This is a genomic window from Kitasatospora sp. NPDC028961 (assembly GCF_055564815.1).
This window is the reverse complement of record NZ_JBVHVO010000002.1, coordinates 241,447-256,214: the sequence shown is the minus strand read 5'-3', so window position 1 is coordinate 256,214 and position 14,768 is coordinate 241,447. Positions and strand designations below refer to the sequence as shown.

General features: G+C 75.0%; 11 protein-coding genes. 4 read left to right on the top strand and 7 right to left on the bottom strand.

The annotated features are described in order from the left end of the window. Nucleotides 1–224: 224 nt before the first annotated feature. Nucleotides 225–608: a cold-shock protein gene (locus ACZ4UX_RS05260; protein WP_329489173.1), complete on the top strand. Its 384-nt coding sequence runs from the start codon at nt 225–227 to the stop codon at nt 606–608. Between the two features lie 16 nt (nt 609–624). Here ACZ4UX_RS05260 and ACZ4UX_RS05255 read toward each other — a convergent pair whose 3' ends face one another. From ACZ4UX_RS05255 to ACZ4UX_RS05240, 4 genes are all read right to left on the bottom strand, one after another. Continuing rightward, nucleotides 625–1,470, bottom strand: a complete 846-nt coding sequence (locus tag ACZ4UX_RS05255; RefSeq protein ID WP_329489174.1) for a 1,4-dihydroxy-6-naphthoate synthase — start codon at nt 1,468–1,470, stop codon at nt 625–627. Beyond that, a complete protein-coding gene (locus tag ACZ4UX_RS05250) occupies nt 1,463–2,257 on the bottom strand; it encodes a futalosine hydrolase (protein WP_465705655.1) in 795 nt (264 codons plus the stop codon). The genes ACZ4UX_RS05255 and ACZ4UX_RS05250 overlap by 8 nt, the downstream gene beginning before the upstream one ends. A gap of 11 nt (nt 2,258–2,268) precedes the next feature. Continuing rightward, nucleotides 2,269–2,802 (bottom strand): hypothetical protein, encoded by a 534-nt coding sequence (locus tag ACZ4UX_RS05245; RefSeq protein ID WP_329489176.1) that lies wholly within the window; start codon nt 2,800–2,802, stop codon nt 2,269–2,271. Nucleotides 2,803–2,907: 105 nt separating this feature from the next. Next, entirely contained in the window at nt 2,908–4,272 is a 1,365-nt protein-coding gene (locus ACZ4UX_RS05240) for an MFS transporter (protein ID WP_465705964.1), read from the bottom strand. 554 nt (nt 4,273–4,826) lie between these two features. Between ACZ4UX_RS05240 and ACZ4UX_RS05235 the strand changes: the two genes are divergently transcribed. Both ACZ4UX_RS05235 and ACZ4UX_RS05230 read left to right on the top strand, forming a co-directional pair. Then, complete coding sequence (locus tag ACZ4UX_RS05235) at nt 4,827–5,705, top strand: DUF3027 domain-containing protein (protein WP_329492206.1); 879 nt, start codon at nt 4,827–4,829, stop codon at nt 5,703–5,705. A gap of 220 nt (nt 5,706–5,925) precedes the next feature. Further along, complete coding sequence (locus ACZ4UX_RS05230) at nt 5,926–9,231, top strand: sacsin N-terminal ATP-binding-like domain-containing protein (protein ID WP_465705654.1); 3,306 nt, start codon at nt 5,926–5,928, stop codon at nt 9,229–9,231. A 364-nt stretch (nt 9,232–9,595) separates the two neighbouring features. On the opposite strand, the gene ACZ4UX_RS05225 is transcribed toward ACZ4UX_RS05230, so the two are convergent. Continuing rightward, on the bottom strand, nt 9,596–12,088 hold the full coding sequence (locus ACZ4UX_RS05225) for an HAD-IC family P-type ATPase (RefSeq protein WP_465705653.1): 2,493 nt from the start codon (nt 12,086–12,088) through the stop codon (nt 9,596–9,598). A 52-nt stretch (nt 12,089–12,140) separates the two neighbouring features. After that, the gene (locus tag ACZ4UX_RS05220) at nt 12,141–12,443 is read right to left on the bottom strand and encodes a DUF2530 domain-containing protein (protein ID WP_465705652.1); all 303 of its coding nucleotides are present in this window, start codon (nt 12,441–12,443) and stop codon (nt 12,141–12,143) included. Nucleotides 12,444–12,757: 314 nt separating this feature from the next. Here ACZ4UX_RS05220 and ACZ4UX_RS05215 point away from each other — a divergent pair, with 314 nt between their 5' ends. After that, on the top strand, nt 12,758–14,218 hold the full coding sequence (locus ACZ4UX_RS05215) for an NCS2 family permease (RefSeq protein ID WP_359803806.1): 1,461 nt from the start codon (nt 12,758–12,760) through the stop codon (nt 14,216–14,218). 76 nt (nt 14,219–14,294) lie between these two features. Here the strand turns inward: ACZ4UX_RS05215 and ACZ4UX_RS05210 are convergent, their stop codons facing one another. Beyond that, nucleotides 14,295–14,744 carry a VOC family protein gene (locus ACZ4UX_RS05210; protein ID WP_465705651.1) on the bottom strand — a complete coding sequence of 150 codons (450 nt, stop codon included), beginning with the start codon at nt 14,742–14,744 and terminating at the stop codon, nt 14,295–14,297. Between the last annotated feature and the right edge of the window lie 24 nt (nt 14,745–14,768).

Sequence of the window (14,768 nt, the reverse complement as noted above, 5' to 3'; positions counted from 1 at the left end):
GCGTCCCGGCCGTGCCAGTACCTGGTCGCCGGTGGCCACCAGAGCCCGGTACGGATCCGCCGCGGATCGCGGATGAGGCAGTGACTGACCGTTAGTCTGCTCTCCACAGCGTGCTGACCATGAGCGCCCCACGGGCGCGGAGCCGAGGTCGGCCCGCCCTCCACCACCCAGTGATCCCCGGCCAGGGCCGGGATCCCTCACACCCACATCGAGGACTGTTCGAGATGCCCACCGGCCAGGTGAAGTGGTTCAACGAGACGAAGGGCTTCGGCTTCCTTTCGCGCGACGACGGCGGCGACGTCTTCGTCCACACCAAGGCGCTGCCCGCCGGTGTCACCGTGCTGAAGCCCGGCCAGCGGGTGGAGTTCGGCGTGGTCGCCGGCCATCGCGGCGACCAGGCGATGGCCGTGCAGCTGCTGGACGCGCTGCCGTCGGTCGCCGCCGCCACCCGCAAGAGCGCGGACGACATGGCGGCGCTGGTGCAGGACCTGATCACCATGATGGACGCGGTGCTGCCCGGGCTCCAGCACGGCCGTTACCCGGCCAAGCCGACCGGCCAGAAGCTGGCCGGGGTGCTGCGCGCGGTGGCCGACCAGTTCGACGTGTAGGCCGGTCCGGCCGTCCTCAGGCGTCCAGCGCACCCGGGTCGAGCGGGGGTACCAGCCCCTCGGCGGCGGCCCGGGTGAGCAGCGCCCGCACCGCGGCGTAGCCGTCCTCGCCGAGGTCGGCGGTGAACTCGTTGACGTACAGGCCGATGTGCTGGTCGGCGACGGCCGGGTCCATCTCCTGGGCGTGCGCGAGCACGTACTCCCGGCTGGCCGACGGGTCGGCCCAGGCCTGCCGGACGGAGGCGCGGATCGCCTCGGTGACCGCGCGCAGCCGTTCGGCGCCGAGCGAGCGCCTGGCGATGATCGCGCCGAGCGGGATCGGCAGGCCGGTCTCGCGCTCCCAGGCCTCGCCCATGTCGGCCAGGCTGCGCAGGCCGTACTGCCGGTAGGTGAAGCGGGCCTCGTGGATCACCAGGCCGGCGTCCACCCGGCCGTCCCGGACGGCGGGCATGATCTCGTGGAACGGCAGGACGACGATCTTCCCCAGGCCGCCGGGCACCGCCTTGGCCGCCCAGAGCCGGAACAGCAGGTAGGCGGTGGACCGCTCGGAGGGGACGGCGACCGTCCGGCCGCTCAGGTCGTCGCCGGTCTCCGGGCGGGTGAGCACCAGCGGGCCGCAGCCGCGGCCGAGCGCGCCGCCGCAGGGCAGCAGCGCGTACTCGTCCAGCACCCAGGGCAGCGCGGCGTAGCTGACCTTGAGGAGGTCCAGTTCGCCGCGCTCGGCCAGGCCGTTGGTGACGTCGATGTCCGCGAAGGTGACCTCGGGGGCGTCCGCGCCGGGCACCAGGCCGTGCGTCCAGGCGTGGAACACGAAGGTGTCGTTCGGGCAGGGCGAGTGGGCGATGGTCAGCCGTTCAGCCACGGCGGGCCTCCTCGGAGGTGGTCAGGAGCTCCGGGTAGGGGAGCGCGGTGAAGGCCCGCTCCAGCGCGGCGAGGGCCTCGCCGATCCGCCAGGCGGCCCGGTCGCGGGGGCCCACCGGGTTGGAGACGGTGCGCAGCTCGAAGACCGGCACCCCGTGCCGGGCGGCGGCCTCGGCCACCCCGAAGCCCTCCATCGCCTCGGCCACCGCGTCGGGGTGGCGGGCGGTCAGGGCGGCGGCGCGGGCGGCGCTGCCGGTCACCGTCGAGACGGTGAGCACGGTGCCGGTGACCACCGGGGAGTCGCCGGCCGCGGTGCCCAGCGCCTCGGCGGCGCGGGCCACGGCGGCCCGGGCGGGGGTGTGCCGGACCGTCCCGAAGCCCAGTTCGGTGACGTCGGCGAAGCCCTCCGGGGTCTCCGCGCCCAGGTCGGCGGCGACGATCGCCTCGGCGAGCACGGTCGCGCCGACCGGCGCGGCCGGGGCGAACCCGCCGCCGATGCCGGCCGAGAGCACCAGGTCGTACTGGCCGACGGCGAGCGCGGCGGACGCGGCCGAGGCGGCGGCGGCCGGGCCGACCCCGCCCGCCAGCACGTCCACCGTGACCCCCGAGGGGTGCTCGGCGCGGTGCAGCCCGCCGCCGGGCACCGGCACCGGGGCGGGCTCCGCGCCGTCCTCGCGGCGGCCCAGGCCCCGCAGCACGGCGGCGGCCTCGGCCGGCACCGCGACGACGACGAGCAGTCGGCCCCGCCGGGGGGCCGACTGCTCGTCGTCGTGGAGTCGCACGGTCATCGGACGGCCGGTCAGGCGTCCTGGGTGTTCAGCTGGAAGTACCAGACGCCGTAGATCGCGTCCGGCTGCTTCGGGTCCGACTCGACCACGGTGACCAGGGTCTTGCCGGAGGCGTTGAGGGCCTTGGAGGCCGACACCGAGCCGGAGTAGGTCGAGCCCTTGGCGGCCGAGGCGAGGATGAAGCGGCCGCCCTGGGCCTGCTGGCCGCCGTTGGTGTTGGCCCACCAGCCGCGGTCGGCCACGTCCGGGGTCACGCCGAGGCCGAGCTGGTCGCTGGCGACCACGTCGGAGGAGGGCAGCTTGCCCTCGTCCAGCGCCTTGCTCGCCCGGTTCTGGCACTCCTCCTGCTGCTCGTCGGTCAGCGGCTTGCCGTCGTTGAAGCAGAACGGCCCGACCTCCATGGAGGACCGGCCGACCGTGAGGGTGACACGGTGGCTGGAGGGTTCTTCCTGGCCCGTCGCGTAGGCGATGGACCCGCCGACCGTGCCGGCGCCGATCACGACGACGGCGCCGACGGCGGCGATGACACGGGTGCTGAGGCTCATGCGTCAGAGGCTACCGGGCTTTGCCGATCACGCTACGCGGGGGTCGGCAACCGCGTGTTGCGGCCCGGGGGCGGCGCGGGGGGCGGCGCGGGGGGCGGCGCGGGGCTAGGCCACCCGCGGGGCGGTCGCGCGGCGCCGGGCGCCCACCTTGAACAGCGCGCGAACCGTCCAGAGCAGCACCACGCCGACCACGCCGGCCGCCACCGAGAGCCCCAGCGCGCCGTCCAGCGGCAGCAGGATGCCGACCGCGCCGCCGGCCACCCAGGACAGCTGCAGCAGCGTCTCCGAGCGGGCGAAGGCCGACGTCCGCACCGACTCCGGGACGTCCCGCTGGATCAGCGCGTCCAGCGCCAGCTTGCCCAGCGAGGCCGCCACCCCGGACGCGGCGGCGACCACCACCACCGTCACCACGCCGTACCAGAGCGCGGCGGCGGCCGTCGCGCAGGTGGCCAGCAGCAGCATCGCGGTGACCGTCGCCTCCGAGCCGCGGGTCCGCAGCCAGGAGCCGAGCACCGAGCCGAGCGCGTTGCCGGTGCCGGCGGCCAGCGCCACCAGGCCGAGCGCCAGGGTCGGCTGCAGCCCGCCGACCGGATCCTCGCGCAGCAGGAACGCCAGGAACATCACCAGGAAGCCGACCAGCCAGCGCAGGGCCGACATCGCCCGCAGGGCCAGGATCACCGACGGGCCGACGGTGCGCAGGGACGCCTTCGGGGTGCCGGCGCTCCTCGCCTCCTCGGCGCCCGGCACGGCGGCGGGCTCGCCGTGCGCCTCGGCGTGCAGGACGGCCCGCTGCTCGCCCTTGGCGGAGTCCACCTCGTGCGGCAGGTGGAAGGCCATCAGGGTGCCGACCACGAAGACCAGGAAGGCGCCGCGCAGCGGCCAGCCCGGCCCGATCAGGTGCAGCACCCCGCCGACCCCGGCCGCCACCATGGTGGCCAGCAGCCCGGCCAGGGTGACCCGGGAGTTCGCCTTCACGAGTGACAGCCGGCTCGGCAGCAGTCGTGGCACCACCACGCTGCGCACCACCCCGTACGCCTTGGACGCCACCAGGACGCCCAGCGCCTCCGGGTAGAGCGCCAGCCCGCCGCCGGACACCGTGCCGGCCATCGTCCACGCCAGCACCGCGCGGGCCAGCATCGACATCGCCATCGCGGCCCGCCGGCCGTGCGGCAGGCGGTCCAGCAGCGGGCCGATCACCGGCGCCAGCAGCGCGAACGGCGCCATGGTGATCAGCAGGTAGAGGGCGACCCGGCCGCGCGCCTCGCCGGTGGGGACGGAGAAGAAGATGGTGGAGGCCAGCGCCACGGTGATCAGCATGTCGCCGAAGGAGTTCAGCGCGTGCAGCTCGATCAGCTTGGCCAGGCCGGACTCCCCGGCGCCCTCGGCGGAGGTCGCCCGGCGGATCCGCCGGCCGGTGCCGTGTACGACCTTTCCGGTTCGGGCGCCGGCGGCGGAGGCGGTGCGGACCAGGAAGTTTCGGCGGGCCTCGGGCGCGCCGTCGAGTTCTCCGGCGGCGTCGGACGCTTCGTCGGCCGGCCGGTCCGGGCGCTTCACGAGATCCACCGGCGGCCCGTCGCCGTCCCGTCCGGGCACCGTCGAGGCGCCCACCTGGTGCGGTTCGCCCGCACCGGGGGCCGGAGCCTGCTGTCGCGGCACGGCGTTCGCCTCGTCGGGGCTGCCGGCCTGCGAGGCGCGCAGTGCGTGCTGCGACGGTTTTTCGTCCGCCACAAGCCCATCCTGCCCCAGAATCGGTACTGCGACGCGGGATTCCGCTCCGCTCGGCGCGGCCCTTCCGGAGCCGGCGGGCGCCCCGGACTGTGCCGGGTGGCCGACCGGCGGGTAGCCTGCCCAGGGTCCGCCCGAACGCGCGCCGGACTCCGGAGGACCGGACGGGCGGCGCGGCCGGTATCCGTGGCGGCCCGTGGTCGCGCAGAATGGTCGAGGGAAACCGAGCCGCGACGGAACAGGCAACACGCCGTGGGCAACAGAAGAACTGGGAGAGAATCGACGCCGTGAGTGCTGCGATGCGAAGCCGTACCCCCGATCGGCTCTGTGCCGAGGCCGTCGAACTCGCCCGGCAGGCAGCGGACGAGGCCGTCGGAGCAGAGACCGTAGGGGCGCACCTCGGCGTCCAGGCGGATGCCGACCGCGTCGTCACCCACACCTTCGAGTGCCTGGACGCGGCATACCGTGGCTGGCACTGGGCGGTCACCGTGGCCCGCGCCCCCCGCGCCAAGAACGTGACCCTGGACGAGGTCGTGCTGCTGCCGGGCGACGACGCCGTGCTGGCCCCGCAGTGGGTGCCGTGGAGCGAGCGGCTGCGCCCCGGCGACATGGGCCCCGGGGACCTGCTGCCCACCGACGCCGACGACCTGCGCCTGGAGCCGGGCTGGACCGGCGAGGACGAGCCGGCCCCGAACTCCGTGGTGGCGCTGGCCGAGGAGGACGTGGTCGTCTCCGACCCGTCGGTCCAGCCGGCCCCGGCCCGCGCCCAGATCGGCGCCCTCGCCGAGGAGCTCGGCCTGGGCCGCAGCCGGGTGCTCTCCCGGCTCGGGCTGCACCTGGCCGCCGACCGCTGGGAGAAGGCGCACGGCCCGCAGACCCCGATGGCACAGGCCGCGCCGGCCTCCTGCGCGAGCTGCGGCTTCCTCGTCCCGATCGGCGGCTCGCTCGGTCAGGCCTTCGGCGTCTGCGGCAACGAGTTCGGCCCGGCCGACGGTCAGATCGTCTCCTTCGCGTACGGCTGCGGCGGACACTCCGAGGCGGCCGTCATCCCGGCCCCGCCGGCGCCGTCCGAGCTGATCCTGGACGAGCTGGTGGTCGAGCCGCTCCAGCTGCACCCCGACCGCACCTCCGGTTCGGTGGAGCCCGACGCCCCGGCCGAGGAGCTCGGCCACTCCTGAGCACGGTGGCTCCTGAGTCCGGCCACTCCTGAGTCCGGTGGCTCCTGAGCCGGGCCGCGTTCCCGAGCCCGGCTGTTCCCGGGCCGGGCCCGGCAGCGGCCCGGAACCGCCCCCACCGGGCGGAACGGCGCCGCGGCCCGGGCCCGGTCCGCAGGGGGTGCCCGGGCGGGGGAGAATGCCCCCCGTACGAAGTACAGGGCGGCGGAGGGTGGCAGTTCCAGTGGAACCTCGGATCATCGGCAGCGGCACGGACGAGCACCACGCGGACCCCTTCGGCAGCGCCGTCCTGCGCCGCCGGGTGCTGGACGCCTGGGCCGCCTCCCCGGCCCGGTTCCGGGAGGACGCCAACGCCGAGGAGGAGCTCGCCCTCGGCGGCTACCGTGACCGGCTGGTCGTCGAGTTGGCGCAGAACGCGGCCGACGCGGCGGCCCGCGCGGGCGGTGCCCCGGGCCGGCTGCGGCTGACCCTGGCGGACGGCGTGCTGGCCGCCGCCAACACCGGTGCGCCACTGGACGCGGCCGCCGTCGAGTCGCTCTCCACCCTGCGCGCCTCCTCCAAGCGCGCCGACGAGCAGCCCACCGTCGGCCGGTTCGGCGTCGGCTTCGCCGCCGTCCTCGCCGTCACCGACGAGCCCGCCGTGCTGGGTGCCGCCGGCGGCGTGCGCTGGTCGCTCGGCGAGGCCCGCGCGCTGGCCGAGGCGCAGCCGGCGCTCGGCGAGGAGCTGCGCCGCCGCGACGGCCACGTGCCGCTGCTGCGGCTGCCGTTCTCGGCCGAGGGCCCGGCCCCGGCCGGGTACGATACGGTGGTCGTGCTGCCGCTGCGCGACGCCGCCGCCGAGGACCTCACCCGCCGGCTGCTGGCCGGGATCGACGACGCCCTGCTGCTCACCCTGCCCGGGCTCGCCGAGATCGTGGTGGAGACCGAGGAGGGCACCCGCACCCTCACCCGCGGCGCCGCCGAGGCGCGCCCCGACCGCGTGGCCGAGGTGACCATCACCGACGACGCCGGCGGCCGGCTGCGGCAGACCGTCTGGCAGACCGCCGGCGCCTCCGGCACCCTGGACGCCGCGCTGCTCGCCGACCGCCCCACCGAGGAGCGCGCCCGTCCGTACTGGACGGTGACCTGGGCCGTCCCGGTCGCCGCCGACGGCAGCCCGCAGCCGACCGGGATCGCCCCGGTGCTGCACGCGCCCACCCCCAGCGACGAACCGCTCGGCCTGCCCGCGCTGCTGATCGCCTCCTACCCGCTGGACTCCACCCGCCGGCACGTCGCCCCCGGCCCGCTCGCCGACTTCGTCACCGAGCGCGCCGCCGACAGCTACGCCGACCTGCTGCGCGCCCGCGGCGGCGACCTCGGCTCGCTCGGGCTCGTACCCGGCCCGCTCGGCCAGGGCGCGCTGGACAACGCGCTGCGGGCCGGCATCCTCGCCCGGCTGCCCGGCACGCCGTTCCTGCCGCACACCGCACCGGTCGAGGAGGGCACGCCCGCGCTGCGGCCCCGGGACGCCACGGTGCTGGAGGGCGCGGACCACTCGGTCGTCGAGGCGCTGGCCCCGATCTTCCCCGGCCTGCTGCCGGCCGGCCTGGAGCGCCGCACCGAGCTGCGGGTGCTGAACGTGCGCCGGGTGCCGCTGGCCGACGTGGTCGACCAGCTCGGCGGCCTGGACCGCGAGCCCGCCTGGTGGCGCAACCTCTACGCGGCGCTCGGCGCGGCCGACCCGGAGGCGCTCGGCGCGCTGCCGGTGCCGCTCGCCGACGGCCGGACGGTCACCGGTCCGCGCCGGGTCCTGCTGCCCTCGGAGGACGCCGACTGGGCGGCCTTCCCCGGCTACCCCGAGGCGCTGGCCGGCGCGCTGGCCCTGCTCGACCTGCGGCTGGCCCACCCGGAGGCGGCGCACCCGCTGCTGGCCAAGCTCGGCGCCGGCACCGCCACCCCGGCCGGGGTGCTGGACACTCCCGAGGTGCGGGCCGCCGTGGCCCGCTCCTACGAGCTGGCCGAGGACGACCTGGACGCCGCCACCGACGTCGCCGAGTCCGTGCTCGCCCTGGTCAAGGCGGCCGCTCCGGCGGTCGGCGAGCACCCGTGGCTGGCCCGGCTGGCGCTGCTGGACGACGAGGGCGAGCCGGCCCGCGCGGGTGAGCTGATCCTGCCGGACAGCCCGTTCGCCGCACTGGCCCGGGAGGAGGACGCCGGCTGGATCGACGACGAGCTGCTGGACCGCTGGGGCCCCGAAGTCCTGGCCGCCGTCGGGGTGTTGGCCGACTTCGTGCTGGTCCGCGCCGAGGACGTGGTACTCGACCCGGACGACCTGGAGCGGCTCGACCCGACCGCCCCCGCCGACCGCGCGGCCGGCGGCCACCCCACCGGGCTGCTGGACGAGGCGCCCGACGGCCTCGCCGAGTGGGCCGAGGACGCCCTGGAGGCACTGCACGCCGACGACGCCGACCCGGTCGGTGTCCCGCCGGTCGCGGCCGAACTGCTGGTCGTCCGCGACCTCGACCTGGTGGACGACGACGCGTGGCCGCAGGCGCTCGCCGCCCTCGCCCGCCCGCCGTACCGGGAGGCCGTGGTCAACCCCGTCCGCACCCTGCTGCCCGACGGCTCGTACGCGGACCTGCCGCCGTACACCGCGTGGTGGCTGCGCGACCACCCGGTGCTGGACGGCCGCGAGCCGGCCGGGCTGCGGGCGGCAGGTGCCGACCCGCTGCTGCGCGGCCTCTTCGAGGAGGCCCGGACGACGCTGGACGAGCAGTTCCTGCACGCGCTCGGGGTGCGCACCACGCTGACCGCGTTGCTGGCCGAACCGCACGGGCCGGACGAGCTGCTGGACCGGCTCACCGACCCGGCCTCCGTCGTCGGTCACCGTCAACTGCACGGCATCCACAGCGCGTTGGCACGGGTGGCGGTGGATCGGATCGAGCCGCTGGACGTCGTGCGGGCGCTGCCGCCGCTGGACCGGGAGACCGGCCGCCGGCCCGCGCACACGGTGCTGGTGGACGCCACCGAGGCGGTCGTCGCCGACGCCCCGGACCTCGTCCAGCTGCTCCACCCGTACCCGCTGCTGCCGGTCGCCCCGGCGCTGGCCGCCGACCTCGCCGAGCGCCTGCACGTCTCGCTGGCCAGCGAGGTGGCCGGCGGCCGGGTGCTCTCCGAGGGGCAGCTGCACCGGGTGCCCGCCGTGGTCCGCGAGCTGCTGCCCGGCTGCCCGGTGGCCTACGAGGAGCACGAGGAGCTGCTGGTGGTCGGCCCGGACGGCGAGGAGGCCGCCGTGGACTGGCGGTGGGACACCGCGGCGGACGCCCCGGAGGCGCCCTACGACCCGGACGCCGCCGAAGCCGCGGACGAGGACGACGAGTTCGAGCTGCCGCCGGTGCCGGGACTGCTGCACGCCGCGACCCCGGAGGGTCTGGCGGCCGGTCTCGCCTGGTCGGTCGGGCAGTGGCACCGCCGGTTCGAGGTGCTGGCCGCGCTCACCGAGCCGGACCGCGCCTACGAGCTCTCGGCCGCCCGGGACTTCGAGGGCTGACCGGGCTGGCGGGCCCGCGGCCGGGGCGGCGGGCCGGCGCCCGGTCGGCTCCGGCCGGGCGCGGGTGGCCCGCCCGGTGCCCGTCCCGGCCGGCGGGGCGGGCACCGGGCCCGGGCGCCCGTGCCCCGGTCCAGCCGGCCCGGGCGGCCGCGCCCAGCCACCGGTAGAGGCCGACCGTGACGGTCAGCCAGAGCACCGCGACCACCACCGGCGCGGCCTTGCGCAGCCACGGCCCCGGTTCGATCAGCGCATCGGCGCCGACCAGGGCGAGCCCGGCCGCCCCGGCCGCCAGCATTCCCCCCAGGAAGGCGGTGAACGCCTCCAAGTCCCCACCCCTGCGCGCCATTCAGGACCCCCTTCGGGGTCAATCATCCGCCTTCCGCCGCATGATCCGCCAGGAGACCTCCAGCAGGAGTCCGGCCACCAGGGCGATGCCGACACCGATCCACGGGTCCCGGGTGCCGGAGAGCGAGAGCTGGAAGAAGTCGGACAGCCACGGCACCGTCAGCACCAGCGTGAACGCCCCGCCCATCGTCGCGATCAGCAGCAGCCGCCACCAGTTGTACGGCCGGGCCACGATCGCCAGCACCCACAACGCCACCAGGAACAGCGTCAGCGTCGCCACGCTGGTGTCGGACTTCAGGTCCGTGGCGTGGTCGGCCCGGGCCAGCGCGTACGCGGTGAAGGTGGCCGTGCCGGCGATGATCCCGCCCGGCACGGCCATCCGCAGCACCCGGCGGACGAAGCCGGTCCTGGCCCGTTCGTTGTTGGGCGCCAGCGCCAGGAAGAAGGCCGGGATCCCGATGGTGAGGGTGGAGAGCACCGTCGAGTGCCGGGGCAGGAACGGGTACGGCGAGTGGGTGAAGATCACCAGGAGGGCGAGCAGGACCGAGTAGACCGTCTTCACCAGGAAGAGCCCGGCCACCCGCTCGATGTTGCCGATCACCCGGCGGCCCTCGGCGACCACCGACGGCAGGGTGGCGAAGGAGTCGTTCAGCAGCACGATCTGCGCGACCGCCCGGGTGGCGTCGCTGCCGGTGCCCATCGCCACGCCGATGTCGGCGTCCTTGAGCGCCAGCACGTCGTTGACGCCGTCGCCGGTCATCGCCACGGTGTGCCCGCGCGACTGCAGCGCGCCGACCAGGTCGCGCTTCTGCTGCGGGGTCACCCGGCCGAAGACGCTGGTCCGGTCGGCGGTGTCGGCGAGCTCCTGCGGATCGGTCGGCAGGGTGCGGGCGTCCAGCGGGTGGTCGGCGCCGGGCAGGCCCAGGTGCGAGGCGACCGCGCCGACCGAGACGGCGGCGTCGCCGGAGATCACCTTGGCCCGGACGCGCTGCCCCTCGAAGTAGCGCAGGGTGTCGGCGGCGTCCTCGCGCAGCCGCTGCTGGAGCACCACCAGGGCGAGCGGCTGGAGGTCGGCGGCCGGGTCCGGGGAGTCCAGCGGGACGGGCGTGCGGCCGAGCAGCAGCACCCGCAGCCCCTTGGTGCCCAGTTCGTCGACCTCGGTGAGGGCCGGGTGGCCGGTGGGCAGCAGCACGTCCGGGGCGCCCAGCAGCCAGCTGGCCTCGCCGCCCTGCGGTTCCAGCAGCTGCACCCCGCTCCACTTGCGGGCGGAGGAGAAGGGCATCGCCTCGATCACCCGCCAGCCGTCGCCGTTGCCGTGCTCCGTGTCGCCCCTGCCGTACGCGTCGATGACGGCCTGCATGGAGGGATTGGGGCGGGTGTCGGCGCCGGCCATCACCCCGAGCGCCTGCTTGACGACCTCCGGGTCGGAGAGGACCGGCCGGCCCGGCGGCGCGTCCGCCCTCGGCCGGCCGTCGGCCTCCGGCCCCGGCGGCAGGGTGCGCAGCTCGACGACGTCCATGCCGCCCTCGGTGAGGGTGCCGGTCTTGTCCAGGCAGACGGTGTCCACCCGGGCCAGGCCCTCGATCGCGGGCAGCTCCTGCACCAGGCACTGCTTGCGGCCCAGCCGGACCACCCCGATCGCGAAGGCGACCGAGGTCAGCAGCACCAGGCCCTCGGGGACCATCGGCACGATGCCGGCGATCATCCGCCGGACGGCCTCCCTCCAGTCCCTTCCCTCCACCGCGAGCTGGCTGATGATCAGACCGATCGCGGTGGGGATCAGCAGCCAGGTGATGAACCGCAGGATGCTGTCGATGCCGCTGCGCAGCTCCGACTTGACCAGGGAGAACCGGCTGGCCTCCTCGGCCAGCTGTGCCGCGTAGGCCTCCCGGCCGACCTTGGTGGCGGTGAACGCGCCCGCGCCGGCCACCACGAAGCTGCCGGACATCACCTGGTCGCCAGGCTGCTTCAGGACCGAGTCGGGCTCACCGGTGAGCAGCGATTCGTCGATCTCCAGACCGTCCGCCTCGGTGACCTCGCCGTCGACGATCACCTTGTCGCCGGTGCCGAGCAGCACGGTGTCGTCCAGCACGATCTCGCCGGTGGCGATCTGCTGGACGGCGCCGTCCCGGCGGACCTGCGGTCTGGCCTCGCCGATCAGCGCGAGGCTGTCCAGGGTCTTCTTGGCGCGCATCTCCTGGATGATGCCGATCGCCGTGTTGGCCACGATGACCAGGCCGAACAGTCCGTCCTGGATCGGTCCGACGACCAGGATGATGCCGAACATCACGCCGATGATCGCGTTGAACCGGGTGAAGACATTGGCCCGGACGATCTCCCGGGTGGAGCGGCTGGACCGCACCGGCACGTCGTTGACGTCGCCGCGGGCGACCCGTTCGGCGACCTCCGCGGTGCTCAGCCCGCCGCGCCGGCCGGGCAGCAGGCCGAGCGGGTGGGCGCCGTCGTGCCGGTCCCCGGGCGTCTCTTCGGCAGGCTGCGCAGGGTGCGTCATGGCACCGACTCTACGGGCGCCTTATGTCCGATGCGTGCTACTAAAGGACTATTCAGTCCGACTGGGTGGCCGGGTCGCCGCCCTCACCGGCGGCGGCCTGCGACGCGGCCGCGGCGGCCCGGTCGCGGGCGATGGCGTCCCGGCGGGCGCGGCAGTACCAGAGGCCGATCAGGCCGAGGCCGGCTCCGGACAGGCAGATCCACGGCCAGCTGCCGTGGCCGTGGTCGGAGAGGGTGCCCTGGAAGGGGAGCAGGACCAGGAAGGCGACGAACCACAGCACCGTGCCACCGCCGACGATGGCGACGTCGTTGGCCTCCAAGGGCGGGGGCGAGGGGTGCAGCGGGCTCTTCGGCATGAGGCCTAGCGTACGGGGCGGGGTGCGGTTGTCCGCCATCACGCGGGCCCGTCCCGGACACCTTTGGCGGGTGGTCCCGGCATCGCCGCGGCGGTCGGGGCGCGCCCGGGCCGGCGGCCACCCCGCAGTTCCTCGGGTGTGATCGTTCTACGCGCGAAGATAGCGCGTGTGCGATTGGGGAACTCATACTTGTGATTCCGGTTGGCCGCGCCATGCCCAGGACGCCTGTGTTCGTGCCCGTCCCACCGGGCCCGCCCGGCCACCACCGTCGCTCCGGGTGTCCCCCTCCTCAGCCCCCACCAGAGGACGCACGCATGCCTGTGGCCCAGCCGACCACCGAGTCGCCCGAGCCCGCCTCCAACGCGCCGAAGCCCCCCGCCGGCGCGCTGGACCGCTACTTCCGGATCTCCGAGCGCGGCTCCACCCTGCCGCGCGAGATCCGCGGTGGCATCGCCACCTTCTTCACCATGGCGTACATCCTGGTGCTCAACCCGATCATCCTGGCCAGTGCCACGGACATGACCGGCGCCCACCTGGACAGCGCCCAGCTGGTCACCGCGACCGCGCTCACCGCGGGTCTCACCACCCTGCTGATGGGCGTGATCGGCAACGTCCCGATCGGCCTCGCCGCCGGCCTGGGCGTCAACACCATCGTCGCGCTGCAGCTCGCGCCCAAGATGACCTGGCCGGACGCCATGGGCATGGTGGTGCTGGCCGGTTTCGCGATCATGATCCTGGTCGCCACCGGTCTGCGCGAGCGCGTCATGAACGCCGTCCCGCTCGGCCTGCGCAAGGCGATCGCGATCGGCATCGGCCTCTTCATCAGCCTGGTCGGCCTGGTCGACTCCGGCTTCGTCAGCCGCATCCCGGACGCCGCCCACACCACCGTCCCGCTCCAGCTCGGCGGCAACGGCCACCTGCTCGGCTGGCCGGTGCTGGTCTTCGTGCTCGGCCTGCTGCTCACCCTGGTGCTGGTGGTCCGCAAGGTGCCCGGCGCGATCCTGGTCTCCATCGTCGTGATGACCGGCCTCGCCGTGGTGATCGACAAGGTCGCCGACATCCCGGCCACGAGCTGGGGCCTCACCGTCCCCAGCTGGCCCGGCAACCCGGTGGCGGCGCCCGACTTCGGCCTGGTCGGCAAGGTCAGCCTGTTCGGCGGCTTCGAGAAGGTCGGTGTCCTCACCGGCGTCCTCTTCGTCTTCACCGTCCTGATGTCCTGCTTCTTCGACGCGATGGGCACCATCCTCGGCGTCGCCGACGAGGCGCACCTGCTGGACGCCAAGGGCGACCTGCCCGGCATCAACCGGATCCTGATGGTGGACGGCATCGCCACCGCCGCCGGCGGCGCGACCTCCTCCTCCGCCAACACCTGCTTCGTGGAGTCCACGGCCGGCGTCGGCGAGGGCGCCCGTACCGGCTTCGCCTCGATCGTGACCGGCGCCTTCTTCATGGTCGCGCTCTTCCTCACCCCGCTCGCCACCATGGTCCCCGCCCAGGCCGCCACCCCGGCCCTGGTCACCGTCGGCTTCCTGATCCTGGCCAACTCGATCAAGGAGATCGACTGGGCCGACTACACGATCGCGATCCCGGCCTTCCTGACCATCGTGATGATGCCGTTCACGTACAGCATCACCAACGGCATCGGCTTCGGCTTCATCGCCTTCTGCGTCCTGCGGCTCGCCGCCGGGCGCGGCCGCGAGGTGCCGATCGCGATGTACGCGGTCTCGGCCGTCTTCGCCTTCTACTACCTGATGCCGGCCCTCGGCCTGCTCTGAGCCGTGGTGCCCACCGGGCCCCTCCCCGCTTCGTGCGGGGAGGGGCCCGGTGCGTTTGCGGGGGCCGGGGCACTCCTTAGTGGACGCAGAACTCGTTGCCCTCCGGGTCCTGCATGACCGTCCAGGAGCCGCCGGGCTCGTCGACCGCGCGCAGGACGGTGGCGCCGAGGGCCTCCAGCCGTTCCACGGTGGCGTCGCGGGCGTCGGGGCCGGGGTGGAGGTCGAGGTGGAGGCGGTTCTTGGCGGTCTTCGCCTCGGGGACCTGCTGGAAGAGCAGCCGGCGGCCGAGGCCGGTGCCGCTGACCGGGTCGAAGGGCTCGTCGGGGTGGCGGACGCCGGCCAGGGTGCGCCAGGCGGCGCGGCCGTCGGTCTCCGTGACGAGGTCGGGGGTCACGACGCCGGCCGCGAGCAGGCGGGCGATCAGGGCGCTGTGGTCCTCGACGGTGTAGTCGAGGGCGGCGGCCCAGAAGGCGGCCTGGCGGTGGGGGTCGGCGCAGTCGATGACGAGCTTCCAGTGCAGAGGCATGTAACCCGTTATATCGGTTACCTG